At 67.3% G+C, this 26,067-nt stretch carries 26 protein-coding genes; 12 read left to right on the top strand and 14 right to left on the bottom strand.

Annotation, left to right across the window (positions count from 1 at the left end; all coding sequences use genetic code 11):
• Positions 1-69: 69 nt before the first annotated feature.
• Positions 70-1,137, bottom strand: a complete 1,068-nt coding sequence (locus CRM90_RS12715; RefSeq protein WP_102807313.1) for a ferredoxin--NADP reductase — start codon at positions 1,135-1,137, stop codon at positions 70-72.
• Between the two features lie 144 nt (positions 1,138-1,281).
• Between CRM90_RS12715 and hsaA the strand changes: the two genes are divergently transcribed.
• The 3 genes from hsaA to hsaB are packed head-to-tail and all read left to right on the top strand — an operon-like array spanning position 1,282 to position 3,979.
• Positions 1,282-2,466: a 3-hydroxy-9,10-secoandrosta-1,3,5(10)-triene-9,17-dione monooxygenase oxygenase subunit gene (gene hsaA, locus CRM90_RS12710; RefSeq protein WP_102807312.1), complete on the top strand. Its 1,185-nt coding sequence runs from the start codon at positions 1,282-1,284 to the stop codon at positions 2,464-2,466.
• A gap of 43 nt (positions 2,467-2,509) precedes the next feature.
• Positions 2,510-3,409 carry an iron-dependent extradiol dioxygenase HsaC gene (gene hsaC, locus CRM90_RS12705; protein ID WP_102807311.1) on the top strand — a complete coding sequence of 300 codons (900 nt, stop codon included), beginning with the start codon at positions 2,510-2,512 and terminating at the stop codon, positions 3,407-3,409.
• 3 nt (positions 3,410-3,412) lie between these two features.
• A complete protein-coding gene (hsaB, locus tag CRM90_RS12700) occupies positions 3,413-3,979 on the top strand; it encodes a 3-hydroxy-9,10-secoandrosta-1,3,5(10)-triene-9,17-dione monooxygenase reductase subunit (RefSeq protein WP_102807310.1) in 567 nt (188 codons plus the stop codon).
• Here hsaB and CRM90_RS12695 read toward each other — a convergent pair.
• The gene (locus tag CRM90_RS12695) at positions 3,976-4,740 is read right to left on the bottom strand and encodes an alpha/beta fold hydrolase (RefSeq protein ID WP_102807309.1); all 765 of its coding nucleotides are present in this window, start codon (positions 4,738-4,740) and stop codon (positions 3,976-3,978) included. The genes hsaB and CRM90_RS12695 overlap by 4 nt on opposite strands.
• Before the next feature lie 44 nt (positions 4,741-4,784).
• Positions 4,785-5,702 (bottom strand): LysR family transcriptional regulator, encoded by a 918-nt coding sequence (locus CRM90_RS12690; protein ID WP_102807308.1) that lies wholly within the window; start codon positions 5,700-5,702, stop codon positions 4,785-4,787.
• 91 nt (positions 5,703-5,793) lie between these two features.
• On the opposite strand from CRM90_RS12690, the gene CRM90_RS12685 reads away from it, so the two are divergent.
• Positions 5,794-6,156 (top strand): nuclear transport factor 2 family protein, encoded by a 363-nt coding sequence (locus tag CRM90_RS12685; protein WP_102807307.1) that lies wholly within the window; start codon positions 5,794-5,796, stop codon positions 6,154-6,156.
• Positions 6,157-6,158: 2 nt separating this feature from the next.
• Positions 6,159-7,022, top strand: a complete 864-nt coding sequence (locus CRM90_RS12680; RefSeq protein ID WP_102807306.1) for an oxidoreductase — start codon at positions 6,159-6,161, stop codon at positions 7,020-7,022.
• On the opposite strand, the gene CRM90_RS12675 is transcribed toward CRM90_RS12680, so the two are convergent.
• The gene (locus CRM90_RS12675; RefSeq protein ID WP_102807305.1) at positions 6,998-7,816 is read right to left on the bottom strand and encodes a MerR family transcriptional regulator; all 819 of its coding nucleotides are present in this window, start codon (positions 7,814-7,816) and stop codon (positions 6,998-7,000) included. The two genes, CRM90_RS12680 and CRM90_RS12675, sit on opposite strands and share 25 nt — an antisense overlap.
• Positions 7,817-7,906: 90 nt before the next feature.
• Here CRM90_RS12675 and CRM90_RS12670 point away from each other — a divergent pair, with 90 nt between their 5' ends.
• The 3 genes from CRM90_RS12670 (at position 7,907) to CRM90_RS12660 (ending at position 11,688) form a co-directional block, all read left to right on the top strand.
• Complete coding sequence (locus CRM90_RS12670; RefSeq protein WP_199189875.1) at positions 7,907-9,445, top strand: GMC family oxidoreductase; 1,539 nt, start codon at positions 7,907-7,909, stop codon at positions 9,443-9,445.
• Positions 9,446-9,589: 144 nt separating this feature from the next.
• Complete coding sequence (locus tag CRM90_RS12665; protein WP_102807304.1) at positions 9,590-10,945, top strand: MFS transporter; 1,356 nt, start codon at positions 9,590-9,592, stop codon at positions 10,943-10,945.
• On the top strand, positions 10,942-11,688 hold the full coding sequence (locus CRM90_RS12660) for a 3-hydroxybutyrate dehydrogenase (protein ID WP_102807303.1): 747 nt from the start codon (positions 10,942-10,944) through the stop codon (positions 11,686-11,688). Before CRM90_RS12665 ends, CRM90_RS12660 begins: the two co-directional genes overlap by 4 nt.
• 7 nt (positions 11,689-11,695) lie before the next feature.
• Here the strand turns inward: CRM90_RS12660 and CRM90_RS12655 are convergent, their stop codons facing one another.
• Genes CRM90_RS12655 through fadD3 form a run of 7 tightly spaced genes read right to left on the bottom strand, consistent with a single transcriptional unit; the run spans position 11,696 to position 19,670 of the window.
• Positions 11,696-12,979, bottom strand: coding sequence for a 13E12 repeat family protein (locus CRM90_RS12655; protein WP_102807302.1), 1,284 nt, complete (start codon positions 12,977-12,979; stop codon positions 11,696-11,698).
• A 31-nt stretch (positions 12,980-13,010) separates the two neighbouring features.
• A complete protein-coding gene (locus CRM90_RS12650) occupies positions 13,011-14,171 on the bottom strand; it encodes a pyridoxal phosphate-dependent aminotransferase (protein ID WP_102807388.1) in 1,161 nt (386 codons plus the stop codon).
• A 5-nt stretch (positions 14,172-14,176) separates the two neighbouring features.
• Positions 14,177-15,061, bottom strand: coding sequence for a patatin-like phospholipase family protein (locus tag CRM90_RS12645; protein WP_233209296.1), 885 nt, complete (start codon positions 15,059-15,061; stop codon positions 14,177-14,179).
• Positions 15,062-15,071: 10 nt separating this feature from the next.
• Positions 15,072-16,019, bottom strand: coding sequence for an acyl-CoA dehydrogenase IpdE2 (gene ipdE2 / locus CRM90_RS12640; protein ID WP_102807301.1), 948 nt, complete (start codon positions 16,017-16,019; stop codon positions 15,072-15,074).
• On the bottom strand, positions 16,016-16,981 hold the full coding sequence (locus tag CRM90_RS12635) for an acyl-CoA dehydrogenase family protein (RefSeq protein WP_102807300.1): 966 nt from the start codon (positions 16,979-16,981) through the stop codon (positions 16,016-16,018). Before CRM90_RS12635 ends, ipdE2 begins: the two co-directional genes overlap by 4 nt.
• Positions 16,978-18,132: an acyl-CoA dehydrogenase family protein gene (locus CRM90_RS12630; protein WP_102807299.1), complete on the bottom strand. Its 1,155-nt coding sequence runs from the start codon at positions 18,130-18,132 to the stop codon at positions 16,978-16,980. The genes CRM90_RS12635 and CRM90_RS12630 overlap by 4 nt, the downstream gene beginning before the upstream one ends.
• On the bottom strand, positions 18,132-19,670 hold the full coding sequence (gene fadD3 / locus CRM90_RS12625) for a 3-((3aS,4S,7aS)-7a-methyl-1,5-dioxo-octahydro-1H-inden-4-yl)propanoate--CoA ligase FadD3 (RefSeq protein ID WP_102807298.1): 1,539 nt from the start codon (positions 19,668-19,670) through the stop codon (positions 18,132-18,134). The genes CRM90_RS12630 and fadD3 overlap by 1 nt, the downstream gene beginning before the upstream one ends.
• Positions 19,671-19,749: 79 nt before the next feature.
• Here fadD3 and ipdE1 point away from each other — a divergent pair, with 79 nt between their 5' ends.
• From ipdE1 to fadA6, 4 genes are read left to right on the top strand one after another with little or no spacing between them, the layout of a single operon-like run.
• Positions 19,750-20,904: an acyl-CoA dehydrogenase IpdE1 gene (gene ipdE1 / locus CRM90_RS12620; protein WP_102807297.1), complete on the top strand. Its 1,155-nt coding sequence runs from the start codon at positions 19,750-19,752 to the stop codon at positions 20,902-20,904.
• Positions 20,904-21,695: a (5R,7aS)-5-hydroxy-7a-methyl-1-oxo-2,3,5,6,7,7a-hexahydro-1H-indene-carboxyl-CoA reductase gene (ipdF, locus tag CRM90_RS12615; protein WP_102807296.1), complete on the top strand. Its 792-nt coding sequence runs from the start codon at positions 20,904-20,906 to the stop codon at positions 21,693-21,695. The genes ipdE1 and ipdF overlap by 1 nt, the downstream gene beginning before the upstream one ends.
• Entirely contained in the window at positions 21,677-22,282 is a 606-nt protein-coding gene (gene kstR2, locus CRM90_RS12610; protein WP_370507894.1) for a TetR family transcriptional regulator KstR2, read from the top strand. Before ipdF ends, kstR2 begins: the two co-directional genes overlap by 19 nt.
• A 10-nt stretch (positions 22,283-22,292) precedes the next feature.
• On the top strand, positions 22,293-23,450 hold the full coding sequence (gene fadA6, locus CRM90_RS12605) for a steroid 3-ketoacyl-CoA thiolase FadA6 (protein WP_102807295.1): 1,158 nt from the start codon (positions 22,293-22,295) through the stop codon (positions 23,448-23,450).
• A gap of 82 nt (positions 23,451-23,532) precedes the next feature.
• Here fadA6 and CRM90_RS12600 read toward each other — a convergent pair whose 3' ends face one another.
• Genes CRM90_RS12600 through CRM90_RS12590 form a run of 3 tightly spaced genes read right to left on the bottom strand, consistent with a single transcriptional unit; the run spans position 23,533 to position 26,067 of the window.
• Complete coding sequence (locus tag CRM90_RS12600) at positions 23,533-24,645, bottom strand: NDMA-dependent alcohol dehydrogenase (protein WP_102807294.1); 1,113 nt, start codon at positions 24,643-24,645, stop codon at positions 23,533-23,535.
• Positions 24,646-24,691: 46 nt separating this feature from the next.
• Positions 24,692-25,429, bottom strand: a complete 738-nt coding sequence (locus CRM90_RS12595; RefSeq protein WP_102807293.1) for a hypothetical protein — start codon at positions 25,427-25,429, stop codon at positions 24,692-24,694.
• On the bottom strand, positions 25,426-26,067 hold the full coding sequence (locus CRM90_RS12590) for a SatD family protein (protein WP_102807292.1): 642 nt from the start codon (positions 26,065-26,067) through the stop codon (positions 25,426-25,428). Before CRM90_RS12590 ends, CRM90_RS12595 begins: the two co-directional genes overlap by 4 nt.

Genomic DNA, 26,067 nt, shown 5'->3' with positions numbered 1-26,067 from the left:
AGTGTGCGGTTTCATCCGCAACACGCCGCTCTCGGCGGATGAGGACGCACACTCGCGCCCCGCGCCGCGCTATTCGTCGTACGTGACTTCGACTGAATCGGAGGTCGGCCGCGCCTGGCAGGCCAGGATCAGCCCCTCGTCGATGTCGCTGGGCTCCAGGACGTCGTTGATGTCCATCTCCACGTCACCGCTGCGCTTGACCACCGCGCATGCCCCGCAGTGCCCCTCGCGGCAGGAGAACGGGACGTCGAGGCCTTTGTCGAGCAGGACGTCGAGCAGTTTGGCGCTGCGCGGCCACGACACGGTGTGGGTCTGCCCGTCGAGTTCGACGACGGCTTCCGCGGGCGGTTCGTCGCCGTCGTCGGTGATCGTCACCGCGGCGAACGGATCGGTGTCCAGTGAGCGGAACACCTCGATGTGCACCTGCTTGGCCGGCACCTGCAGCGAGTCCAGCGCTTGTTCGGCGGCCTGCATGAACGGTCCCGGCCCGCAGATGAACGCCTGCCGGTCGGTGTAGGGCGCCATCACGGTGCTCAGCGCCGCGGTGCTGGGCAATCCCTGCACCGACTCCAGCCAGTGCACGACCGTCAGCCGGTCGGGGTACTTGGCGGCCAGGTCACGCAGCGTGCCGGCGAAGATCACGGAACGCTCGTCGCGGTTGGCGTAGAGCAGGGTCACCTTGCCGCTGCCCTCCGAGAGGGCCGACTTGCAGATGGCCAGCATCGGCGTGATGCCGCTGCCGGCCGCGATCAGCAGGAAATCGGTGTCCAGGGTCTTGGGCACGAAGGTTCCCGACGGTGCGAGCACGTGGATCTTCATGCCCCGGTGCGCGTGGTCGCACAGCCAATTCGACGCGTAGCCGTCAACGGTGCGCTTGACGGTCACGGTCAGAGCGTCGTCGGTGAACGGCGAGCTGCACAGGGAGTAGCAGCGGGCCACCGACCCCGTCCGGTCGCTGGGGATGCGCAGGGTCAGGAACTGGCCGGGCGCGTAGCGCAGCCGATCAGCCGGGATGTCGGCACCGGCGGGCACGCCGAACACCAGCGATCGCGAGTCGTCGGTTTCGTCGACCACATCGGTCACTTCCAACTCGAGCACGTGGCTGCCCAGCGGCTCGTCGGGTGGAACCTGCGTCACGGTGTTCAGCCTTCCCTCCGCCTAACTAGAACAGGTTACAGAAATCGCTTTCCATATCGCTACCAGCCGCAGGCTCGCCCTGCTCGACACAAATCGTAACGTGTTCTAGTCTTGGGTCCAGAACCACACTCTGGGAGGCATGCAGTGACGTCCATTCAACAGCGTGACGCGAACGCAGTTCTCACCGGCATCGATGAACTGTTGCCCAAGCTTCGCGAGCGCGCGCAGGAGACCGAAGACCTGCGTCGGATCCCCGAGGCCACGATTGCCGAGCTGGACGAGGTCGGCTTCTTCAAGCTGCTGCAGCCCGAGCAGTGGGGCGGCCTGCAGAGTGACCCGACGATGTTCTACGAGGCGGTGCGACGGCTGGCCAGCGCCTGCGGGTCCACCGGCTGGGTGGCCGGCATCCTCGGTGTGCACAACTGGCATCTGGCGCACTTCGATCAGCAGGCTCAGGAAGACGTCTGGAGTGCCGACCCCACGGTCCGGATCTCCTCGTCGTACGCCCCGATGGGCGCCGGCGTGGTGGTCGACGGCGGCTATCTGGTCAACGGCGCATGGCACTGGTCGTCGGGTTGCGATCACGCCACCTGGACGTTCGTCGGCGGCCCGGTGATCAAGGACGGCAGGCCGGTCGACTTCGGCAGCTTCCTGGTCCCGATCAGCGACTACCGCATCGAGGACGACTGGCATGTGGTGGGGCTGAAGGGAACCGGCAGCAACACCCTGGTGATGAAGGACGTGTTCGTGCCCCGCCACCGGTTCACCTCGTTCAAGGCGATGGGTGATCTGGCGTCGCCGGGTCTACAGACCAATACCGCGCCGGTGTACAAGATGCCGTGGGGCACCATGCATCCCACGACCATCTCCACTCCGATCGTCGGTATGGCGTACGGTGCCTACGCCGCTCACGTCGAGCATCAGGGTAAGCGCGTGCGCGCCGCCTACGCCGGCGAGAAAGCGAAGGACGACCCGTTCGCCAAGGTCCGCATCGCCGAAGCGGCCAGCGACATCGACGCGGCCTGGACCCAGCTGTCGGGCAACCTCGCCACCGAGTACGCGTTGCTGCTCGACGGTCAGGACATTCCGCTGGAGCTGCGCGCCAAGGCCCGCCGCGACCAGGTGCGCGCCACCCAGCGGGCGATCGCGTCCGTCGACCGTCTCTTCGAGAGTGCGGGTGCCACCGCACTGGGCACCGACACTCCGCTGCAACGGTTCTGGCGTGATGCGCACGCGGGCCGGGTGCACGCCGCCAACGATGCCGAGCGCGCCTACGTGATGTTCGGCAACCAGGAATTCGGGCTGCCGCTCGGCGACACGATGGTCTAATCGGTTCGACAAGCTGACGATCGACTTTTCTCGGAGGTGGGGTATGACGCTGAAAGCCCTCGGCTATATGCGGATTGAGGCCACCGACGTGGCGGCCTGGCGAGACTTCGGCACCAAGGTGCTCGGCATGGTGGAAGGCGACGGGGCCATCCCCGGCGCGCTCTACCTCCGCATGGACGAGTTCGCCGCCCGACTGGTCATCGTGCCCGGCGAGCAGGACCGGCTGCTGATATCGGGTTGGGAGGTCGCCGATGCGCCGGCGCTGCAGACTCTGCGCGAGACCCTGGCCAAGGCGGGCGTCGACTTCGTCGAAGGCACCCGCGAGGAGAAGTCCGAGCGACGCGTCGAGGGGCTGATCCGGTTCTCCGATCCCGCGGGCAACACCCTTGAGGCGTTCCACGGTGCGCAGTACCTCGGTCGCCGGTTCGTCAGCCCCTACGGCCACACGTTCGTCACCGCCGAACAGGGTCTCGGCCATGTCGTGCTCACTTGTGACGACGATGCCGCCGCGCAGGCGTTCTATCAGGACGTGCTCGGATTCAAGCTGCGGGATTCGATGAGCCTGCCCCCGGAGATCGCCGGTCGCCCGGCCGACGGGGACCCGGTCTGGCTGCGGTTCTACGGCTGCAACCCGCGCCACCATGCGCTGGCGTTCATGCCGATGCCGAACCCGACCGGCATCGTGCACCTGATGGTCGAGGTGGAGAACTCCGACGACGTCGGCCTGTGCCTGGACCGTGCGTTGCGTCGCAAGGTGAAGATGTCGGCGACGCTCGGCCGCCACACCAACGACAAGATGCTGTCCTTCTACATGAAGACCCCCGGCGGCTTCGACGTCGAATTCGGTTGTGAGGGACTCGAAGTCGACGATCACGACTGGATCGCCCGGGAGAGCACCGCGGTCAGCCTGTGGGGCCACGACTTCTCCGTCGGGTTCAAGTAGCCGATGGCGTCCCCGGAGATCGACCCCCGCACGTTCCGCCATGTGCTCGGGCAGTTCTGTACCGGCATCACGATCATCACGACCGTGCACGAGGACACTCCGGTCGGCTTCGCCTGCCAGTCGTTTGCGGCGCTGTCCCTCGAGCCGCCGCTGGTGCTGTTCTGCCCGACCAAGCTGTCCCGGTCCTGGGCGGCCATCGAGGCCAGCGGGAAATTCTGCGTCAACGTCCTGCACGAGAACCAGAAGGACGTGTCGGCCCGGTTCGGGTCGAGGGAACCGGACAAGTTCGGTGGGATCGACTGGAGCCCAAGCAAGCTCGGCTCACCGGTGATCGAGGGCACGCTGGCTCACATCGACTGCACCGTGCATTCGGTGCACGACGGCGGCGACCACTTCGTGGTGTTCGGTGCTGTGCACTCGCTGTCCGAGGTGCCGAAGAAGAAGCCGCGCCCGCTGCTGTTCTACCGCGGCGAGTACACCGGCATCGAGCCAGACAAGAACAGCCCGGCGCAGTGGCGCGACGACCTCGACGCGTTCCTCACCACCACGACGACTGACACCTGGCTCTAACGCTGCTCGTCGATGAAGTCGACGATGGCCGCGGCCACCTCTCGGTGAACCGTCTCGTTCAGGATGTCGTGATGCGCACCCGGGAACTCGTGCAGCCGTAAAGGTTCGATCTGCTCGGCGTAGGCGCGCAGCGCGCTCACCGGGGCGATCGGATCGAGCTCGCCGTGGATGGCCAGCGTCGGGACGGCCAGCTTCGGCAGTTCGGCGCCGAAGTGGTCCCAGGCCCGGTCGAGTTCGCGTGCCAGGGCGCCGCCGTCGGCGTCGACGAAGGCCAACGGGTCGTTCTCCAGCGAGTCCAGGTAGAACGGGTCGCCGGACAGCCAGCTCGGGTCGAGCTCGACGGCGTCGCCGCCGAGCAGTTCGGGGACCGGAACCAGGGGAGACCCCGAAATCACCGCCGCCGCATACTGTTTCGGATCCTTCAGGAGGCGGAACAGGGTGACCACCGAGCCGAACGAATGGCCCTGGGCGATCAACGGAATCCCGGGAGTCTGCTGCCGGGCCAGTTCGGTCAGCGAGTCGGCGAGTGCCGAGCTGTCCTCGATCGACCCGAAGTCGCCGCGCTCGCCGGGCGAGAGCCCATGGCCGAATTGGTCGACGGCCCACAAGTCGATGCCGGCCGCGTTGAGGGCGAAACCCAGGCGGTGGTAGACGCCGGTGTGCTCGCCGAACCCGTGCAGGAAGATGACCGCCGCGTGCGGCTGGTCGGCGGCCCAGTGCCGGTAGTAGGCGCGGCCGCGGTCATGGTCGATGAAGGGCATGGCATGAGCCCACCAGCTCCGGCGTTGTCACGCAACACTTCCGCTCAGTGCGCGCCGGTTCCGGTCAGTGCGCCCGCCATCTCGCTCATGCGAACCGTGATCGCCTCGACCAGCGCCCCGACCTCGGGCCGTCGCAAGGTTTCCTCCCGCGCCACCAGCCAGTAGCTCAGATCGACGGCTACCTCGTCGCGCAGTACCCGAACCAGGTCGTCGTGACGGTCGGCCATGAAGCAGGGCAGCAGTCCAAGGCCGGCGGCCGCCCGGGTCGCCTCGACGTGGACGAAGACGTTGGTCGAGGTCACCGATTCCTGCATCGCCGGAACGAAACTCGACGCCAGGTCCAGATCGTCGACCTGCAGCATGGAATCGATGAAGTACACCAGTCGGTGGCGCGCCAGCTCGGCGACGGTGGCGGGGGAGTCGTGCCGGGACAGATAGTCATGTGATCCGTAGAGCCCGAGCCGGTAGTCGCCGAGTCGGGTCGCGACGGCGCGGCGCACCCGCGGCTCCCCGACCACCACCTCGATGTCGAGGCCCGACCGCTGTTGCGACGCGCGTCGTGTCGCGGTGACGATCTCGACGGTGACGCGGGGGTGCCGGCGTTGCATCTGGGCCGCGGCCGGGGCGGCGATGTAGGCGCTGAACCCGTCGGTCGCCGACAGCCGGACGACTCCTTCCAGTGAGCGGGATCCGTCGGCGTCCGTGGCCAGTGTGCGTACCGCAGACTCGATGGTTTCGGCGGCCGCCAGTGCGTCGCGGCCGAGGTCGGTCAGCTCCCACCCGCCGGCAGCGCGCGCCAGTACCCGGCCGCCCAGGGTCTGCTCCAGGGCAGCGATCCGCCGCGAGATCGTGGTGTGGTTGAGGCCGAGTTCGTCGGCGGCCGTCACGAACCGGCCGGAGCGCCCGACGGCCAAGAGCACGAGCAGATCGTCGGCGCTCGGACGGGCGGGCGGCACAGACATAGCTGCATGGTCGCAGATCACCGCGGCCGATTCCGCGGTCCGGATGAAGCGGGGTTGACCCTCCCCCTGGGGGAAGCCGCAGGGTGACGCTATGACAACGCATAACACCGAAACCACCACGGCCTGGGATGCGCTTCCCGCCGTGGTCAGGACGTACCTCACCGCGCACCGGTCCCGCGACGTGGCCGCCGCGACCGCCACCTTCACCGCCGACGCCGCGGTCACCGACGAGGGCCACACCGTGCACGGCCGCGCGGCGATCGAAACCTGGCTGGCCAGTGCGGGCAACGAGTACACCTTCACCACCGAGTTCACCGGAGCCACCGCGACCGATGCCGAGCACGTCGACGTGCTCCAGCGCCTGGAAGGCGACTTTCCCGGCGGGGTAGCCGATCTGCACTATCGGTTCACCCTGGACGGCAACCTCATCAGCCGACTGGTCATCGAGCCCTGACGATGAAGAACTGGTTCATCACCGGCGGCACCCCCGGTGGATTCGGAATGGCGTACGCCGACGCGGCATTGGAGATCGGCGACCGGGTGGTGCTCACCGCACGCCGGCCCGCGGAACTCGATGACTGGGCCCGGGCCCACGGCGACCGAGTGTTGGTCCTGCCTCTCGACGTCACCGATGCCGCCCAGGTGCAGGCCACCGTCCGCGCGGCCGAGGAACACACCGGCGGGATAGACGTCCTGGTCAACAACGCCGGACGCGGCTGGTACGGGTCGATCGAAGGCATGGCGGACGACGACGTCCGCGCGATGTTCGAGCTGAACTTCTTCGCGCTGCTCTCCGTCATCCGGGCGGTGCTCCCCGGTATGCGCGCCCGCCGTAGCGGGTGGATCGTCAACATGTCCTCGGTGGCTGGGCGCAGCGGCGTCACCGGCTTCGGCTACTACAGTGCGACGAAGTTCGCTGTCGAGGCGGTCACTGAGGTACTCGCCGAAGAGGTTGCGCCGCTGGGCATTCAGGTGATGGCCGTCGAGCCGGGCGCCTTCCGCACCCACGCCTATGCCGGCTTCGACGACGAACCGATCACCGAATCCATTGTCGACTACCGGCCGATGCTCGAGCAGGTCCGCTCGGTGATGGTGGAGCAGAACGGCACTCAGCCGGGAGACCCGCAGCGTGGGGTGCGCGCGGTGATCGCCGCGATGGCCCAGGATTCACCGCCCCGGCGGCTGGTCCTCGGCAGCGGCGGGGTCGACGCCGTCGTCGCCACGCTCGAGAACTCGCTCGCCGAGGTCCGCGCCCATGAGTCGCTGTCCCGTGGCGCCGACTTTCCACCGGCCGACTATCCCGGTGCGGGGGCGAGTTGAAACACCGGCCAGCCGATCTCTGTCCGCCACATGGTCGAGTCGTCGGTGTCACGGGGTCCGACCACATAGGTCTCGTGAATCGGACCGTCGACGGCAAGGGCATGCGTGACGACCCAGGCGCCGAGACGGCCGTAGGTCACATCGATGTCGTCGTGCGGTCCGGAATGGACCGCGACGGCGAGGTCCGCCGCCGGAAGCTCGACGACCTCGATCCGGCCGGATGGTCGTGGGGTACGGACCGGCCGGAAGACCATCATCACCCCGGCGCCGTGCGCGAACAGTGCGTTCGCGTACTGGCCGCCGGGCGGCCCGGTGCGTTCCGGCGGGGGAAAGGCCGCATCGAGTTCGGTCATCGCATCGTCATACCAGCGCACCGAATCACCAAGGCGTGCTTGCTCGGTGATCGCGGCGACGGTTCGGGCGGGCACCGACCGAAGCTCGACATGAACGTCGGCGGGATCCGGACGCAGCAGCCGACGCAGCGATACGACAGCCGCCTGGGTGCGGGTCAACTCGGCCTCCAGGCGCCGCAGGTGACCCGCAATGACCTCAGCCCGTTCCTGCGGATCATCGGTGGCCAGGATCGACCGGACCTCGGCGAGCGGCAGATCGAGCCGGCGGAGCTGATGGATCACCTGAGCGGTGGGGATCTGTTCGGGCGCGTAGTACCGGTAACCCGAGATCGCGTCGACCGATGCGGGCTCGAGCAGTCCGGCTTCGTGGTAGCGCCGCAGCGTCCGCACGCTCAGGTGCGTCACCGTGGCGAACTCGCCGATGGTCAGTTCGGACCGCACACACCCTCCTCCCTCATCGACCGCAACCTGTAGCGCCGCTCTCGCGCGCTGGCCCGGCCACACCGTCAACCACAGCCTAAGGAAGTTCCGTTGCACTCCGTTTTGACCAACTACGACGCCTTGATCAACCACGACTACGTCATCGTCGGCGCCGGATCGGCAGGGTCGGTGATCGCCGCCCGGCTCTCGGAGGACCCGGCAGTCCGGGTGTTGCTGCTCGAGTCCGGGCCGGCCGACACCAAACCCGAGATCGCCGCGCCGCCCGCATGGCCGACGTTGTGGGGCAGCGAGATCGACTACTCCTACACCACCGTTCCGCAGGCGGGCACCGTCGGCTCGGCCCACAACTGGCCGCGGGGCCACACGCTGGGGGGCAGTAGCAGCATCAACGCGATGGTGTACCTGCGGGGGCACCCGAGCGACTTCGACAGCTGGGCAGAAGCCGGTTGCACCGGATGGGATTACACGTCCGTCCTGCCCTACTTCCGCCGGATGGAGACGGTCCCCGATGGGGACCCGCGCTACCGCGGCACCGACGGCCCGGTGCTCCCGGCTCCTGCCGCGACCGAGGTGGCCAATCCGCTGTCGAAGGTGTTCCTCGATGCCGCGATCGCCGCGGGGTTCCCGCTGACCGAGGACTTCAACGGGGCCGACGCGGAGGGGGCCGGCTGGCACGATCTGTCGATCTCCGGTGGCGCCAGGCAGAGCGTCGCGGCCGCCTATCTGCACCCCGCGCGGGGCAGGCCCAACCTGACCGTCATGACGGACTCTCGCGCACACCGACTGCGATTCGAGGGAAACCGTTGCGTCGGTGTCGATTTTGTACAGGACGGTCGAGAACTGACCGGGTACGCCGAGGCTGAGGTGGTGATCAGTGCCGGTGCCGTGGACTCGCCGCGCCTGCTGCTGCTGTCGGGTATCGGCCCCGCCGCGGAATTACACGCGGCCGGGGTCGGGGTCATCCATGACCTGCCGGGCGTCGGTCGCAACCTGCACGACCATCCGCTGTGTGGCGTGGTTTACGAGGCTGCGCAGGCGATTCCGGCGGGTCAGACCAACCACGCCGAGACGTCGCTGCTGTGGCGCAGCTCAGCGGCGCTGGCGGGCCCGGACATGCAGCTCATGTTCATCCACGTACCGTTTCATCCGCCGCATCTGGACGCGCCGGCGAACAGCTTCACGCTCGGGGTCGCGACGGTGCCGGAAGCGCGTGGTTCGATCCGTCTGGCGGGACCCGACCCGGTGACACCGCCACTGATCGATCCCAACTACCTGGGGACGGAATCCGACGTGCGGCGAATGGTCCACGGGGTCGAGGTGGCGCGCGAGATCGCGGCGACAGAGCCGTTCGCGCCGTGGCGAGCACGTGAGGTGCTGCCGGGGCCCGATGTCACCGATGAGGCGGCGCTCCGGGCTTTCGTCGCTCGCGGCACCGGCACCTACTACCACCCGGTCGGCACCTGCGCGATGGGAATCGGAGCCGACGCGGTGGTCGGACCGGACCTGCGAGTGCATGGTCTGACCGGTGTACGGGTGGCAGACGCATCGATCATGCCGCGGCTCGTGCCGGTGAACACCAACGCCGCCGCGATGATGATCGGCGAGAAGGCCGCCGATCTGCTGAGGTGACGAGCGGCCGCGAGCTCGGATTTATCTGCATAATCGCAGACCGCTCCTGCGCATTTCGACATTGCGCCCTCTGCGGCGTGCGCGAATACTCATCGGCGTGTGGCTGCCGTCACATTGGGGCATGGAGTTACCGAGGAGGGACAGATGAGCGTGACCACTGTGACGAGCGGCCTTCGCAAGGTGGTCGCTGCCTCGATGGCGGGCACCGTCGTCGAGTGGTACGAGTTCTTCCTCTACGGCACCGCGGCCACGCTGGTCTTCAACAAGATCTTCTTCGCCAAAGGGACCAGCGACCTCGACGCGATCCTCGCGGCGTTCATCACCTATGCCGTCGGCTTCGCCGCACGACCGCTCGGTGGAATCGTGTTCGGCCATTTCGGCGACAAGTACGGCCGGAAGAAACTCCTGCAGTTCAGCCTGGTGCTCGTCGGCGCATCGACATTCTTGATGGGCTGCCTGCCGACCTTCGGGCAGATCGGGTACTGGGCGCCCGCGCTGCTGGTGGTGCTGCGCTTCCTTCAGGGCTTCGCCGTGGGCGGGGAGTGGGGCGGCGCGGTGCTGCTGGTCGCCGAACACAGTCCCAGCCGGGAGCGCGGATTCTGGGCCAGCTGGCCGCAGGCCGGCGTCCCGGTGGGCAATATCCTCGCCACGGTGGTGCTGCTGACGTTGACGACCACGCTATCCGAAACCGCGTTCCTGTCCTGGGGCTGGCGGGTCGGCTTCTGGCTGTCGGCGGTGGTGGTGTTGATCGGCTACTACATCCGGACCAAGGTCACCGACGCCCCGATCTTCGTGGCGGCCCAGCGGGAGGCGGAGCAGATCAAGGCGAGTTCGTACGGTGTCGTCGAGGTCGTCAAGCGTTATCCGCGTGGGGTTTTCACCGCAATGGGGCTGCGCGTCGCGGAGAACATCATGTACTACCTGGTGGTCACCTTCTCGATCACTTATCTCAAGGTGCAGGTGCACGCCGACACGAGCGATATCTTGTGGTGGCTGTTGGCCGCGCACGCAGTACATTTCGTGATGATCCCGTACGCCGGCCGGTTGTCGGACCGCTTCGGGCGCAAACCGGTGTATCTGCTCGGAGCGCTGGGCGCCGGCGCGTGGGGCTTCTTCGCCTTCCCGATGATGAACAGCGGGCACTACCTGTTGATCATGGGCTCGATCATTCTCGGTCTGGTCATCCATGCGCTGATGTACGCACCACAGCCGGCGCTGATGGCCGAGATGTTCCCGACCCGGATGCGGTATTCCGGTGTGTCCCTGGGCTATCAGGTCACCGCGATCTTCGCGGGATCGCTGGCGCCGATCATCGCGGTGAAGCTGTTGGAGATCTACAAGTCGGCGGTGCCGATCGCGATCTATCTGGCGGGCGCCGCGGTGATAACCCTGATCGCGCTGGCGTTCGCCCGGGAGACCAAGGGCATCGACCTTGCCGATATCGACACCGCCGACGCCCAGCGCGACAGCAGGGCAGTCTCCGCGACGGCGCCGGCATGACTGCACTGAAGGGGCGCTCGGCTCTGGTCACCGGGGCGGCCAGTGGGATCGGCGCGGCGTGCGCGCGCGAGCTGGCCGCTCGCGGGGCGCGAGTCACAGTTGCCGACATCGACGGTGCCGGGGCAGCCGAATTGGCCACCGAAGTCGGCGGAAAAGCTTGGGAGGTGGATCTTCTCGACGTCACAGCATTGGAAGAGTTGCACCTGGACTTCGACATCCTGGTCAACAATGCGGGCATGCAGGTCATCGATCCGATCGTCGACTATCCGCCGGACAAGTTCCGGATGCTGCTCGCACTGATGGTTGAGGCGCCGTTCCTGTTGGTGCGTGCCGTGTTGCCGGTGATGTACGAGCGCGGGTTCGGCCGGATCATCAACATCTCGTCCATCCACGGGTTGCGTGCCTCGGAGTTCAAGGTCGCCTACGTGACGGCCAAACATGCGCTGGAGGGGCTGTCCAAGGTGACCGCACTCGAGGGCGGCCCGCGCGGCGTGACCAGCAACTGCGTCAACCCCGGGTATGTGCGAACTCCGTTGGTGACCAAGCAGATCGCCGACCAGGCCCGCACCCACGGCATCGACGAGCAGGAAGTGCTGGAGACGATCCTGCTCAGCGAGAGCGCGATCAAAAGGCTGGTCGAACCCGAGGAGGTCGCCGATCTGGTCGGCTGGCTGGCGTCGCCCGCCGCGGCGATGGTGACCGGCGCTTCCTACACGATGGACGGCGGCTGGAGCGCCCGCTGACAGGACGTCAGGCAGCGTCGAAGGTCACCAGGTCGACGCTGAGCTGACTCTCGATGATGCTGAGCCGTTTTCGGATCGGCGGCCCGGGCAACGGTGGGGCGATGGACCGATGCGTGGCTCCGGTCGGAGTGGTGAAGTCGGCCTGATGCATGCCGTCGCGCTCGGCAGTACGTACCCGCCAGCCGCGAGCTTCTTTGGCGTAATTGCACGCCTCGCACTCCCCGAGGCCGTTGAGCGCGCTCGTACTGCCGGATTCCCGGTGCGGTAGCGCATGATCCCGATGGCGAATAGGGGCGTCGCAGTACGGCGTTCGGCACGTTTGGTCCCGCAGTCCGATGAACGCGGCCAACCCTCTCGGAAAGATTCGTGAACGCGATTCCATCGCAACCAGCTGTCCGCTGTCGGGATGCCGATAAAGCCTTCGCAACGTGGTTCTGGCGTTGTCATCGAGAGCGGCGTCGCCGACCATCTTGCATGCGAATCCGGCGGGCACCGGACCGTAGCCGTCCAACCATGCCGACTCATCGTCATCCCCAGCCAAGGTGGTATCGGCCATCACCAGGTTGAGCGACACGGGTACGGGCTGTTCTGCGGGTCTGCCGGTGACGCGCTCCACCACGGTATCGGCCATGACCTGACCGCGGGAGCGTCCGTCGAAGGTGATGTCTGCCTGTCGTCTGACTGTGGCGTACACGGCGACCCCCTGCGCGACGGGCAACAACACCGTTACGTAGGCCATAGTGTCCGGCGCGGGACGGATCCACACGCACCGATCGGCTGCCGCTTTGGCGCTGCGTTCGACAACGGCTTGCGCGTCCAGTCGCACGGCGATCTTCTTTGCCTCAGCGGCAACCCGCTTGTCACCCCAGCCTTCGAGTGCCGAAGTATCGCTACATAGTTCGGCGTCCAGTTGCCGGCGATGCTCGATCGAAAGACATGCTGACTCGCGCACGATCGTTGTCGCGCGCCACTCGTTGAGTGCGCCACATCCCAGCGCGGCAAGGGTGTGCGGCATTTCGCGTACAAGCGCGGTCGCCAACCCGAGGTGTTGGCCACCCCGCTTCGGGGCGACGCGGCGAGCAAGAGCCACCTCGTTGGCCAGTCCACGGCCGCGTTTCGGCTTCGGAACACCCGCTTCCGCTTCCGCCACATGCCGCTTGGTCGCCCACGCTTCGGTTGCGCGGGCCTGGGCGGCAGCTGCAGCGGCCTTCAGCTGTTCGAGCTGTGCGACGATCCCACGCAGCGTTGCTTCGTCGGCGTCAGCGTCGAACTCGAACAAACTTTCGAACATGTGGTCGACGGTACCCCGACCCACCGACAAGTCAGCGAAGCCAGGGTCTCAACCGGCGCAGCGCCTCCTCGATGTCGCTCGACGGCCCGGCGAACGACAACCGTACGAACGACCCGCCGCGCACGGTGTCGAAGTCGACCCCCGGGGCGATCGCCAATCCGGTGTCGGCCAACAGCTTTTCGCAGAACGCCAACGAATCCGAGGTGTAGTCCGAGACGTCGGCGTAGACGTAGAACGCCCCGTCGGTGGGGGCCAGCCGGGTCACACCGATATCACGCAAACCGGTCAGCAGCCGCTCCCGGTTGGCGGCGTAGTGGTGCAGATGGCCCTCCGCTTCGGCGATGGCCTCCGGCGTGAACGCCGCCACCGCGGCGTACTGCGGGAGCACCGGCGGGCAGATCGTGAAGTTCCCGGTGAGGCAATCCACCGCGCGGCGCAGCTCCTGCGGTACCAGCAGCCAGCCCAGCCGCCAGCCCGTCATCGCGAAGTACTTTGAAAAGCTGTTCGCCACAACCGCATTGCGCGACGTCTGCCAGGCGCACGACGTTTCCGGTGCACCGGGGTAGAGCAGCCCGTGGTACACCTCGTCGCTGATCAGCCTGGCCCCGGTCTGGTCGCACCAGGTGGCGATCGCCGCGAGTTCCTCAGGCGGGATGACCGTGCCGGTGGGGTTGGCCGGGCTGGCCACGATCACACCCTGCACCGGTGGATCCAGCTCGGCCAGCATCTGCACCGTCGGCTGGAACCGCGTCTGCGGCCCGCACGGGATCTCCACCACCTCGCATCCCAGAGCGGACAGGATGTTGCGGTAGCAAGGGTAGCCCGGGCTGGCGATGGCCACGCGGTCGCCGGCGTCGAAGCAAGCCAGGAATGCCAGCAGGAATCCGCCGGAGGAACCGGTGGTGACCACCACGTCGTCGGTGCTGACGTCCACGCCGTAGCGGTCGGCGTAGGACCCGGCGATCGCCTGCCGTAGCTCCGGGATGCCCAGCGCGACGGTGTAGCCCAGCTGGTTGGCCTCCAGGGCGGCCGCCGCTGCCGCGCGCACCGGTTCCGGAGCGCCGACGCTGGGTTGGCCGGCCGACAGGTTCACCAGATCACCGTGGGTGCGTTGACGTTCGGCGGCGGCCAGCCACACATCCATGACGTAGAACGGGGGGATGCCGGCCCGCGACGCCACGTGATCGTTCACCGGACTCACGCTAGAGGACCTTTCTCCGGCGGGCGCTGACGGTACAGCCCGGGTCCGTCGACGTGAAGCTCGTCGAGGAACTGTCGCGCCGAGAGGTACGCGTCTTCGATCAGCTCGGCTGTGTGGGTGAAGTCCAGCGGCGAGACCAGCCGCGGCGCGGGTCCGGGCAGGTAGACCACCGGGATGTTCTCGGCCACCAGCGTCGCCTCGGATACCGACTGCGAATGCATGGTCACCAGTGCGGTGTAGAGCAGGATGTCGGCGATGGTGTCGGTGGAGCGCGGCAGCTGACCGGGGAAAAAGCAGTCCAGCACCACAAGCGAGCGGGCGCCCATCGCGACGGCCTGGCGCATCGGGACGTTGGCCACCACGCCGCCGTCGTAGAGCCGCAGGCCGTCGTGGTCGACGGGCGGATAGATGCCGGGTATGGCGGAGCTGGCCAGCAGCGCGGGCAGCAGCGGGCCCTGGCGAAGCACATGGGGCTGCGCGGTCGCGACATCGACGGCGACGGCCGCGAACGGCAGGACGAGATCGGCGAAATCCGTGGTAGGGCCGAGGAAGTCGGCGATGACGGCTGCCAGCCCGGTGTTGGGGAACAGGTGGGTCTTGACCCGTTGCAACAGCAACGCCTGGGCGATCAGGCCGCCGGGAAACACTTCCTCCCGTGTCATCCGCGCCCACGCGTGGGACAACCGGTTGGCGGCCCCGACCGGGTCGGACGCCAGCACCGCCCCGTTGATCGATCCGACGGAGGTGCCGGCCACCAGGTCGGGACCCAGGTCTCGCTCGCTCAGCGCCTGCAGCATGCCGACCTGGACTGCACCCAGGCTGCCGCCCCCGCCGAGGACGTAGCCGATCGGATGGGGCAGGTTGACCGCGGTGGACTTCACTGAAGTCAGGCTAGAACACCTGTGATTCGAGCTGGCGCAGTTGGTCCGACAGCGGACCGAGCAGCTGGGCACTGCCGTGCGCGCGCTTGAAGTACAGCTGGATGTCGTGTTCCCAGGTGATGGCGATTCCGCCATGTAGCTGGATCGCTTCACCGGCGACCTTGGTGAACGCCTCGGTGGCCGCCAGGCGGGCCAGCGCTGCCGATGTCGGCGACGGTGCGGCAATGGCATCCTCGACGACGGCGCGGGCGGACTGCACCGCGACGTACAGATCGGCCATCCGGTGTTTGAGCGCCTGGAAGCTGCCGATGGGGCGGCCGAACTGCACGCGTTCCTTGGTGTAGGCGACGGTGAGTTCCAGGCAGCGGGTGGCCGCACCGATCTGCTCGGCGGCCAGCAGGATCGACGCGGTGTCGGCCAGGCCGGGATCGGTGCCGATGACGTCGGTTGATCCCGCGGACACGCGCGCCAGCCGGCGGGTCGGGTCCATGGTCTGGACTGTTTCGGCGCTGACGTCACTCCACCGGGTCAGTGAACCGCTTTCGATACCGACCACCACATCGGCGATGTCACCGTTCACCACGTATCCGGGGTCGAACACCACGGCGCCGACGGACTCACCCGCAGCGAGCTGCTCGAGTGTGTCGGTGTCGGGTTCGTCCGCGGCGAGCAGGGCCAGCTCGGCCAGTGTCGTTCCCAACAGTGGCGTCGGGACCAAGCCGCGACCCAGCTCCTCGAGAACTGCTGCGGCATCGGCCAATTCCCCGCCTGCACCGCCGAGTTCCTCGGGTACCACCAGTGCGGCGACGCCGACCTGCTCGCACAGCTTGGACCACAACGATGCGTCGTAACCGAGATCGGACTCCATCGCGTCGCGCACCGCTGCGGGCGAGGCGTGCTTGTCGATCAGCGCTGCGACGCTCTCGCGCAGCATCTGCCGTTCTTCGGTGGATGTCATGTCAGCGCCTCCAGCACTCGACGACGATGGCTGGTCGGATCGCCCCACGCCGAATGCAGCGCCTGCACCCGTAGCAGCCACAGTGACAGGTCGTGTTCGGAGGTGAATCCGATTGCGCCGTGGGTCTGTAGCGAGGACCGTGCCGCCAGCAGCGCGGCGTCCGAGGCGGCCGCCTTGGCTGCGCTGACGTCGCGTGTGGTGTCAGGGGATCCGTCGGCCAGCGACAGTGCCGCGCCGTAGACCAGGGGGCGGGCCAGTTCCACCGCGATGTGCACGTCGGCGAGCTTGTGCTTGATCGCCTGGTAACTGCCGATGATGCGGCCGAATTGGCTGCGCTGCTTGGCGTATTCGACCGACATGTCCAGCATCGCCTGCGCGGCGCCGACCAGTTGCGCTGCGGTCGCCAACGCCCCGTATTCAAAGGCCAGGGCCACGTCGGCGGCGCGGGTGTCTGCGGCGGTGACGTCGAACAGGGTGCGACTGGGGTCGACGGAGGAGTGCCCGTCTCCGACGGTGGCGTCACCGACCTGACCGTCCTGCGCCAGCAAGGTCAGTCCGGCGAAGTCGGCGTTGACCGCGCGGGGCACCGACGGCGGCAATGCCACCGTGGCGATCAGCTCGCCGGACGCCAGAGCAGCCGAACGGTCGGCCCAATCCTCCTGATCGGCCAGCAGAATCGGCGCCACCGCAATGGATTCCGTGACCGGACCGGGAACGTTCCATCGGCCGAGTCGCTCCAGGGCGACCACCAGGTCGACGGGATGCGCTTCGATGCCGTCGTACTTCTCGGCAACGGCGAGGGCGGTCACACCGAGGTCGGTCAGCGCCGACCACACCTTGCGTGCGGGTGCGGTGTCGCCCTGTGCCCACGCCCGGACGGAGCCGGGGACATCGGCGGCGCCCAGTGCGGCGTCGATACTGGCGGCGAAGTCCCGCTGCTGTTCGTCGAGTGCGAATTTCATTTCTTCGCTCCTGCGCTCGCTGAGCTTTCTCGGGGCAGCCCGAGCAGACGCTCGGCGATGATGTTGCGCTGAATCTCGTTGGTGCCGGCGTAAATCGGACCACCCAACGCGAACAGCAGGCCTTCGGTCCAGGAGTCGGTCAGCTCGGCGTCGGCGCCGCGCAGTTCCAACGCCGTCTGGTGCAGTGCGACGTCGAGATCCGACCAGAACACCTTGGTCACCGACGACTCGGCGCCCAGTTCGCCGCCTTCGGCGACCCGGGTCACGGTGCCGAATGTGTGCAACCGGTAGGCCTGCGCCTTGATCCAGGCATCGGCTACCCGGTCGGCGAACGCGGGGTCACCGCCACGGTGGTGCCACTCCGACACCAGACGCTCAGCCGGTGCGAGGAACCGCGCCGGGCTGCGCAGTGACATACCGCGTTCGTTGCTCGACGTGCTCATGGCGGCGCGCCAACCGTCGTGCACGGCGCCGATGACGTCGGCGTCTGGGACGAAGACGTTGTCCAGGAACACTTCTCCGAAGCCGGTGTCGCCGCCGAGCTGCGCGATCGGACGCACCGTCACACCTTCGGCCCTGAGGTCGAACATGAAGTAGGTCAGTCCGCGATGACGCTCGGCGCTCGGGTCGGACCGGAACAGCCCGAAGGCACGGTCACCGAACGGCGCGCGGCTGCTCCAGATCTTCTGGCCGTTGAGCAGCCAGCCCCCGTCGGTCTGGGTGGCCGTGGACCGCAGCGACGCCAGGTCGCTCCCGGACTCCGGCTCCGACCAGGCTTGCGCCCAGATCTCCTCGCCGCTGGCCATTTTCGGTAAGACACGGTCCAGTTGTTCTTCGGTGCCGTGCGCGAACAGGGTCGGCCCCAGCATGGAGGTGCCGTTGGCGCTGGCGCGTCCCGGCGCGCCTGCGCGGAAGTACTCCTCCTCATAGGCCACCCATTGGAGCAGCGAGGCGTCGCGGCCGCCGTATTTCTCCGGCCAGGTCACGACCGACAGGCCTGCGTCGAACAGGATGCGATCCCACCGCCGGTGCTGTTCGAACCCTTCGGCGTTGTCGTAGGACTTCGTCGGGAACGAGTCTTTGTTGGCCGCCAGGAAGTCCCGCACCTCGGTGCGGAACTCTTCGGTCGCGTCGTCGTAGTGCAGGTCCATCAAACCATCTCTCGCAGTGTGGGTTTGACCACTTTGCCGCCGGGGTTTCGTGGCAGTGCCGCCACGAATACCACCGAGCGCGGGGTCTTGAAATTGGCCAGGTGCTTGCGGGTGTAGTCGATCACGGCCTGCTCGTCGAGGTCGCTGTCCGGCCGGCGCACGATGAACGCCCGCCCGACCTCACCGAGGCGTTCGTCGGGCACACCGATCACGGCGGCGTCGGCGACTCCCTCGAGCCGGGCCAGTACCTGCTCGATCTCGGCGGGGTAGACGTTGAAACCGCCACAGATGTACATGTCCTTGAGCCGGTCGGTGATGCGCAGGTTCCCCGCCTCGTCGACGGTGCCGACATCGCCGGTGTGCAGCCAGCCGTCGCTGTCGATTGCGGCCGCCGTCGCCGCAGGATCATCGAGATAGCCGAGCATCACATTGGGTCCGCGCAGCAGCACCTCACCGGCACCGGTGTCGTCTGGGGAATCGATGCGCAACTCGAAATCGGCGATCGGCCGACCGCAGGTGGTGGCGACGGTGACCGCGTCGTCGTCGGCGCGGCACATGGTGCCGAATCCGTTGGCCTCGGTCAGCCCGTACGCGGTCAGCACGATGTCGAAGTCCAGCTCGGCCTGCATCCGTTCGATCAGCACGACGGGCACCGTCGCCGCGCCGGTCACCGCGAACCGCAGCGAGCTCAGGTCGTATTGCGCGCGATTCGGGTGATCCAGCAGCGTCTGGAAGATGGTCGGCGGCCCGGGCACCACGGTGATGCGCTTCTCGGCGATCACCCGCATGGCCTGCTCGGGGTCGAACGTCAACTGGGGGATCAGCGTCGCGCCAGTCTGCAGGCAGGCCAGGATGCCGGCCTTGTAGCCGAAGTTGTGGAAGAACGGGTTGATGCACAGATAGCGGTCGGCGCTGGTGAGCTGGCCGCACTCGGCCCATGCCGCGGGGGCGGCCAGTGACTGCCGGTGCGCGCAGAGCACACCTTTGCTGCGGCCGGTGGTGCCCGAAGTGAACAGCACGTCGGACGGGTCGTCGGGGCGCACCGCCGCCGCCCGGGCGTCGACCTCCGAGAGCGGCACCTGCGGGCCGGCGAGGAACTCGTCCCAGGTGCCGTCGGTCTGGTCGATCGGGATGCGCACGATGTGCCGGAGGTCCGGCAGTGCGGCGCGATCGAGATCGCCAACCCGGTCGGCGCCCAGGAACCGGCCCATGCCGAACAGCAGCGGTGCGTGGGTCCGGGCCAGGATGTCGGATGCCTCGTCAGCGGTGTACCGCGTGTTCAGCGGCACCATCACCGCACCGGCGTACTGCGTGGCGAGGCAGGCGATCACCCAATGCCAGGTATTCGGTGACCAGATCGCGATCTTGTCGCCGGGCTGTACGCCCAGCCCGATGATCGCGGCGGCTGTCCGGCGGACCTCGTCGCGCAGCTCGGCGAAAGTGAACGTGCGGTCGTCGGTGACCAGTGCGTCGTGGTCGGCGAAATCGAGAGCCATCCGGTCCAGCACCGCGGGTGTGGTGCGCGGGGCGCTCGTCATCGAGACTCCTCAAGGCTTGATACCCGGTGCATCGGTCCCGGGCTAACAAAGCAAGTGCTTGGTAGGTTAGCCTACAAGGGTGATCACGGTCGAGGAGTTCCGGGCGGAGGTCCGCGAGTGGCTGGCCGACAATCTGGTCGGTGAATTTGCCGCACTCAAAGGCCTCGGCGGCCCGGGTCGCGAGCATGAAGCCTTCGAGGAGAGGTTGGCCTGGAACCAGCACCTTGCAGCAGCGGGCCTGACCTGCCTGGGCTGGCCGGTGGAGCACGGCGGGCGCGGCCTGTCGGTCGCCCACCGGGTGGCGTTCTACGAGGAGTACGCCAAAGCCGACGCCCCGGACAAGGTCAACCACCTCGGCGAGGAGCTGCTCGGGCCCACCCTGATCGCGTTCGGCACCCCCGAGCAGCAGCAGCGGTTCCTGCCGCGGATCCTCGACGTCACCGAGCTGTGGTCGCAGGGCTATTCCGAGCCCGGCGCCGGCAGTGACTTGGCCAACGTCGCCACCTCAGCCGTCCTCGACGGTGAGGATCAGCAGTGGCATATCAATGGGCAGAAGGTGTGGACCTCGCTGGCGCACTGGGCGCAGTGGTGCTTCGTGGTCGTTCGCACGGAAAAGGGCTCCAAGCGGCACGCCGGCCTGTCCTTCCTGCTGGTGCCGCTCGATCAGCCGGGCGTGGAGATCCGCCCGATCATTCAGCTGACCGGCGACTCGGAGTTCAACGAGGTCTTCTTCACCGATGCCCGCACCGATGCGAGTCTGGTGGTGGGCGAGCCGGGCGACGGCTGGCGGGTGGCGATGGGGTTGCTGACTTTCGAGCGCGGGGTGTCCACTCTCGGCCAGCAGATCCGTTATGCCCGTGAGCTTTCCGGTGTCGCCGAGCTGGCCAAGTCCAACGGTGCGATTGACGATCCGCTGATCCGCGAGCGACTCACCCGGTCGTGGGCGGGGCTGCAAACCATGCGCTCTTATGCCTTGGCAACCATGGACGTGGAACAGCCGGGCCAAGACAACGTGTCGAAGCTGTTGTGGGCGAACTGGCATCGCGATCTCGGCGAGCTGGCGATGGACATCAAGGGCCGCTCCGGGCTGCTTCTGGATGGCGGCGAGTTCGACGAATGGCAGCGGCTGTTCCTGTTCTCCCGGTCGGACACCATCTACGGCGGGTCCAACGAGATCCAGCGCAACATCATCGCCGAGCGGGTGCTCGGCCTACCTCGAGAGGCGAAGGGCTAGTGGCGTCATTGTCGGAGGTGCCCGAAGAGATCGCGGGCCACGGTCTGCTGACCGGAAAGGTCGTCGTCGTGACGGCGGCGGCGGGTACCGGTATCGGATCGTCGACTGCGCGCCGCGCGCTGCTCGAAGGTGCCGATGTCGTCGTCTCCGACCATCACGAACGCCGGCTCGGTGAAACCCGGGACCAGCTGGCCGAATTGGGGTTGGGCCGGGTCGAAGCGGTGGTGTGCGATGTCACGTCGACCGCTCAGGTCGACGCGCTGATCGCATCCACCACCGCGCGGCTGGGCCGCCTCGACGTGCTGGTGAACAACGCCGGCCTCGGCGGCACCACCCCTGTCATCGACGTGACGGACGAGGAATGGGACCGGGTGCTCAACGTCACGTTGACCTCGACGATGCGGGCGACCCGCGCGGCGCTGCGGTACTTCCGCGACGCCGGTCACGGCGGTGTGATCGTCAACAACGCCAGCGTGCTCGGATGGCGGGCGCAGCATTCGCAGTCGCACTACGCCGCCGCCAAGGCCGGCGTGATGGCGCTGACCCGATGCAGCGCAATCGAAGCCGTCGAATACGGGGTGCGCATCAACGCCGTGTCGCCGAGCATCGCGCGGCACAAGTTCCTGGAGAAGACCAGCTCCGCCGACCTGCTCGACCGGCTCTCAGAGGGCGAGGCATTCGGCCGCGCCGCAGAGCCGTGGGAGGTGGCGGCCACCATCGCCTTCCTGGCCAGTGACTATTCGAGTTACCTGACCGGCGAAATCATTTCGGTATCGAGTCAACGCGCGTGACCGAGCAGCCGGTCAGCCGTCGCGACGAGCTTCTGGTGCTCGCCGCGACGATGTTCGCCGAGCGCGGCCTGCGTGCGACCACTGTGCGCGACATCGCCGACTCGGCGGGCATTCTGTCCGGCAGCCTCTATCACCACTTCAAGAGCAAGGAGCAGATGGTCGAGGAGGTCCTGCGCGACTTCCTGGACTGGCTGTTCGACCGTTACCAGCAGATCATCACCACCGAGCCGAATCCGTTGGAGCGGTTGAAGGGTCTGTTCATGACGTCCTTCGAGGCAATCGAAGACCGGCACGCCCAGGTGGTGATCTACCAGGACGAAGCCAAACGGCTGACGACCTTGCCGCAGTTCGATTTCGTCGAGGCTCGCAACAAAGAGCAGCGCAAGATGTGGCTCGACCTGCTCAACTCCGGCGTCGAGCAGGGCTACTTCCGGCCCGACATCGACGTCGACGTGGTGTACCGGTTCATCCGGGACACCACGTGGGTTTCCGTGCGTTGGTACCAGCCGGGTGGCCCGCTGACGGCCGAAGAGGTTGGCCGCCAATACCTTTCCATCGTCCTCGGCGGAATAGCCGCCGCAAAGTAAGGAGATCGACATGGCCCCCGCTTCACAGGCATACGTCATCGACGCCGTACGCACCGCGGTCGGCAAGCGCAACGGTTCGCTGGCCCACGTCCATCCCATCGACCTCGGCGTGGTGGCGTTCCGCGGCATCTTCGACCGGGTCGACGTCGACCCCGGCGCCGTGGAGGACGCGATCGTCGGCTGCCTGGACACCATCGGCCCGCAGGCCGGCAACATCGGCCGCAACACCTGGCTGGCGGCCGGGTTCCCCGAAGAGGTGCCGGGCGTGACCGTCGACCGCCAGTGCGGCTCCAGCCAGCAGGCGATTTCCTTTGGCGCCCAAGCCATCATGGCGGGTACCGCAGACCTCATTCTGGCCGGCGGCATGCAGAACATGAGCCGCATCCCGATCTCGTCGGCGATGACCGTCGCCGAGCAGTTCGGCTTCACCTCACCGACCAACGAGTCGGAGAACTGGCTGCACCGCTACGGCGATCAGGAGATCTCACAGTTCCGCGGCGCGGAGATGATCGCCGAGAAGTGGGGCCTGTCCCGCGAGGAGATGGAAGAGTTCTCCAAGGGCAGCCACGACAAGGCCTTCGCCGCCATCCGCAACGGCAACTTCGAGAACGAGATCGTCCCGGTGGGCGAGTTCCGCACCGACGAGGGCCCACGCGAGTCCACCCTGGAGAAGCTGGCCAGCTTGAAGACGCTGCGCGAGGGTGGCCGCCTGACCGCCGCCATGGCCAGCCAGATCTCCGACGGCGCCAGCGCGGTGCTCCTTGCCAGCGAGCAGGCCGTCAAGGACCACAAGCTCACTCCGCGGGCGCGCATCCACCACATCAGCGCCCGCGGCGCCGATCCGGTGTTCATGCTCACCGGCCCGATCCCGGCGACCAAGTACGCACTCGACAAGGCCGGCCTGACGATCGACGACATCGACGTCGTCGAGATCAACGAGGCGTTCGCGCCGGTGGTGATGGCCTGGCTCAAGGAGACCAAGGCCGACCCGGAGAAGGTCAACCCCAACGGCGGTGCGATCGCACTGGGCCACCCGCTCGGTGCCACCGGGGCCAAGTTGTTCACCACCATGCTCAACGAGCTCGAGCGCCGCGGCGGCCGCTACGGCCTGCAGACGATGTGCGAAGGCGGCGGCACCGCCAACGTCACGATCATCGAACGGCTCTAACGGCTTTCGTCGCGAGCAGACACAAACTCGGGCCAATTCCTCCGGAATTGCCCGAGTTTGTGTCTGCTCACCGGCCCCGGCGTCAGTGGTCGTGCAGCACGACTCCACGGATGTTGCGGCCGGCGAGCATGTCGTCGTAGGCGTTGTTGATCTCGCCCAGCTTGTATTCGTGGGTGACGGTCTCGTCGAGCAGCAACTTGCCCTGGCGGTAGAGGCTGAGCAGCTTGGGGATATCGGCGCGCGGGTTGGCCTGGCCGTAGAGGCTGCCGAGGAGCCGCTTCTGGAAGAGTGTGAACATCGTCATCGGCAGCACCGGCGTCACGTCGGTCATCGGCGCCAGCGCGGTGAGCACCACGGCGCCGCCCTTGCTGACGAGTTCCAGTGCGTCGTTGATCATCTGGCCTTCGACCAGCCCGACCGTCAGTAGCGCGGAATCGGCCATCACGCCCTTGGTCAGCTCGCGCACCAACTCGGTGCCTTCCGCGATCGACGTCGCGAAGTGGGTGGCGCCGAACAGAAATGCCTTGTCCCGCTTGCTCTCCACGATGTCGATCACGATGATCTTCTCCGCGCCCGCCAGCCGCGCGCCCTGGATGGCACCGCTACCGATGCCGCCGCAACCGATCACCACCACGGTGTCACCCGGCGCCACATCGGCGGTGTTGACCGCCGAACCCCACCCGGTGGTGACACCGCACCCGAGCAGGCAGGCCCGGGTCAGCGGGATGTCGTCGTCGATCTTGACCAGCGAGGCCTCCGGCACCGTGCCGTAGGGAGCGAAGGTGCCCAAACCGATTGCCGCGTAAATGTCTTGGCCGCGGGCATGCCGGCGGAAGGTGCCGTCGGGCTGCAGGCCCATGAGGATCTCGGCACCCATGTCGCACAGGTTCGACTTGCCGGTCGCGCACCAGCGGCAGCGTCCGCATGCGGGAAGGAATGCGGCGACGATGTGATCGCCGACCTTGAGGTCCCGAACTCCCGGCCCGACCTCCTGCACGATGCCCGCGCCTTCGTGCCCACCGATCAGCGGAATGGGCGCGACCAGATCACCGTCGCGGATGTGGTGATCGGAGTGGCACAGCCCGGTGGCCTCGAACGAGACCAGGACCTCGCCGTCCTTCGGCGGATCGAGCTCGACTTCTTCGACGCTCCAGTCTTGGCCGTAATCCCACAAGATGGCGGCATTCATTTTCATGGTGCACAACGTATGACGCCGACGCCGTCCCGCGACGGCGATTCGGCTAACCGAGAGCGGTCAGGGCGAGGCCACCGAGCGCCACGATCCAGCTGGCGAAGCTGCCCACCAGAAAGTACTCAGTCACGTCGTCGATCCCGATTCCGCCATTCTCCCTGGCCTTTTGGGCATTGATCTCCGGAAAACGGATGATGCTCTTGGCCGCCACCACCGCCGACGCGACGGCCAGCTGCCCGGCCAGGGCCAGCCCCACGATCAACAACCGCTCCATCGGCCCGAGCAGCCGCCCGCCCTTCAACTTGTCGGACGGCTGCGGCTCGCCGGCGGGCTTGACCGAGCCCACCGACCCCAGCAGCAGACGGACCAGCTGGTTACCTGTCACGATCTGCAGCAGAATCACGCCGACCACCAACATGATTCGGGTCGGATCGACCGCGGACACCGGGGCCCACCCGAGCCAGGCCTTGACCGGGCCGGTCACCGGCGAACCCAATCCGGACAGCAGGATCAACACCGCCAGTACGGCCCCGAACAACACCAGCGGCGCCGCTTGCCAGCGGCCACCGGCCCGCTCGGCGCGGGTGCATGACAGCTCCCAGGCCACCGAGGCTGCCGCGGCGATGCCGACCAGGACCAGATCGCCGGGATGCAGCAGCCCGCACAGCGCGGCCGCGATCATCGTGACCACCGGACCGATGACGACGGCCGGCCATCGGCGCTGGGTCAACCTGCGCAGGCCATCGGCGCAGCCGACGGCGATCAGAAACACCGCGACGGCGCTCACCGGACGGCCCTGAGCTGTTCGGAAGCCAGCACCAGCAGATCCAGTCCATCGCGCGCGGTGCGCTGGGACACCGCCGATGCACTGATTCCTTCCATGGCTGCCAGTTCCTTCTTCGTCTTGTGGTCGAGCAGTCCCCGCAGGATCCGAAGGGACCGGGCGTCTATCGATCCAAGCAGGTGGTCCCGACACAACAGGGCGGCGTTGACCGCCTGGGGGTCGGGCCCGGTGTCGCCGTGGCGACGGTAGGCGGTGCGCACCGTCGCCAGCGCAGGTTGCTGCTGGGCGGCCGCCGTCCACTCGATGGCTTCCCGCGCCGACCACCAACCGGGGCCGTCCTGAATGCCGGTGTCGGAGTCGAGCACGGCCACCTCGCCCCAACCGATACCGAAGCGCACGTCAATGTCGGGGTCGAGCGCCAAGCGCACGGTCAACGCGGCGTCGATCGCGGCGCCGACGGTCGGATAGCTGCCCTGGAACTCGTCACCGACCGTGAACGCAGGAGGGTCCGGCGCGACTGCCCCGAGCGCGTCGGTGACGCGACGGTGCAGGTCCGCGCGGTCGGCGGAGTGGCGGGAGTCGACGACGTCGCCGATCAAAGCCGCCCGACATGATGAAGCGATAGCCTTCACTTCAGGCAT

The organism is Mycobacterium sp. ENV421 (assembly GCF_002887815.1).
Classification (GTDB): domain Bacteria; phylum Actinomycetota; class Actinomycetes; order Mycobacteriales; family Mycobacteriaceae; genus Mycobacterium.
This window is presented reverse-complemented; position numbering and strand designations above follow the sequence as displayed.

Coding starts and splice junctions, on each gene's coding strand:
- hsaC (WP_102807311.1), top strand. CDS start 2,510: ATGACGCTGAAAGCCCTCGGCTATATGCGGATTGAGGCCACCGACGTG.
- hsaB (WP_102807310.1), top strand. CDS start 3,413: ATGGCGTCCCCGGAGATCGACCCCCGCACGTTCCGCCATGTGCTCGGG.
- CRM90_RS12695 (WP_102807309.1), bottom strand. CDS start 4,740: ATGCCCTTCATCGACCATGACCGCGGCCGCGCCTACTACCGGCACTGG.
- CRM90_RS12690 (WP_102807308.1), bottom strand. CDS start 5,702: ATGTCTGTGCCGCCCGCCCGTCCGAGCGCCGACGATCTGCTCGTGCTC.
- CRM90_RS12685 (WP_102807307.1), top strand. CDS start 5,794: ATGACAACGCATAACACCGAAACCACCACGGCCTGGGATGCGCTTCCC.
- CRM90_RS12680 (WP_102807306.1), top strand. CDS start 6,159: ATGAAGAACTGGTTCATCACCGGCGGCACCCCCGGTGGATTCGGAATG.
- CRM90_RS12665 (WP_102807304.1), top strand. CDS start 9,590: ATGAGCGTGACCACTGTGACGAGCGGCCTTCGCAAGGTGGTCGCTGCC.
- CRM90_RS12660 (WP_102807303.1), top strand. CDS start 10,942: ATGACTGCACTGAAGGGGCGCTCGGCTCTGGTCACCGGGGCGGCCAGT.
- CRM90_RS12655 (WP_102807302.1), bottom strand. CDS start 12,979: ATGTTCGAAAGTTTGTTCGAGTTCGACGCTGACGCCGACGAAGCAACG.
- ipdE2 (WP_102807301.1), bottom strand. CDS start 16,019: ATGACATCCACCGAAGAACGGCAGATGCTGCGCGAGAGCGTCGCAGCG.
- CRM90_RS12635 (WP_102807300.1), bottom strand. CDS start 16,981: ATGAAATTCGCACTCGACGAACAGCAGCGGGACTTCGCCGCCAGTATC.
- CRM90_RS12630 (WP_102807299.1), bottom strand. CDS start 18,132: ATGGACCTGCACTACGACGACGCGACCGAAGAGTTCCGCACCGAGGTG.
- fadD3 (WP_102807298.1), bottom strand. CDS start 19,670: ATGACGAGCGCCCCGCGCACCACACCCGCGGTGCTGGACCGGATGGCT.
- fadA6 (WP_102807295.1), top strand. CDS start 22,293: ATGGCCCCCGCTTCACAGGCATACGTCATCGACGCCGTACGCACCGCG.
- CRM90_RS12600 (WP_102807294.1), bottom strand. CDS start 24,645: ATGAAAATGAATGCCGCCATCTTGTGGGATTACGGCCAAGACTGGAGC.
- CRM90_RS12590 (WP_102807292.1), bottom strand. CDS start 26,067: ATGCCTGAAGTGAAGGCTATCGCTTCATCATGTCGGGCGGCTTTGATC.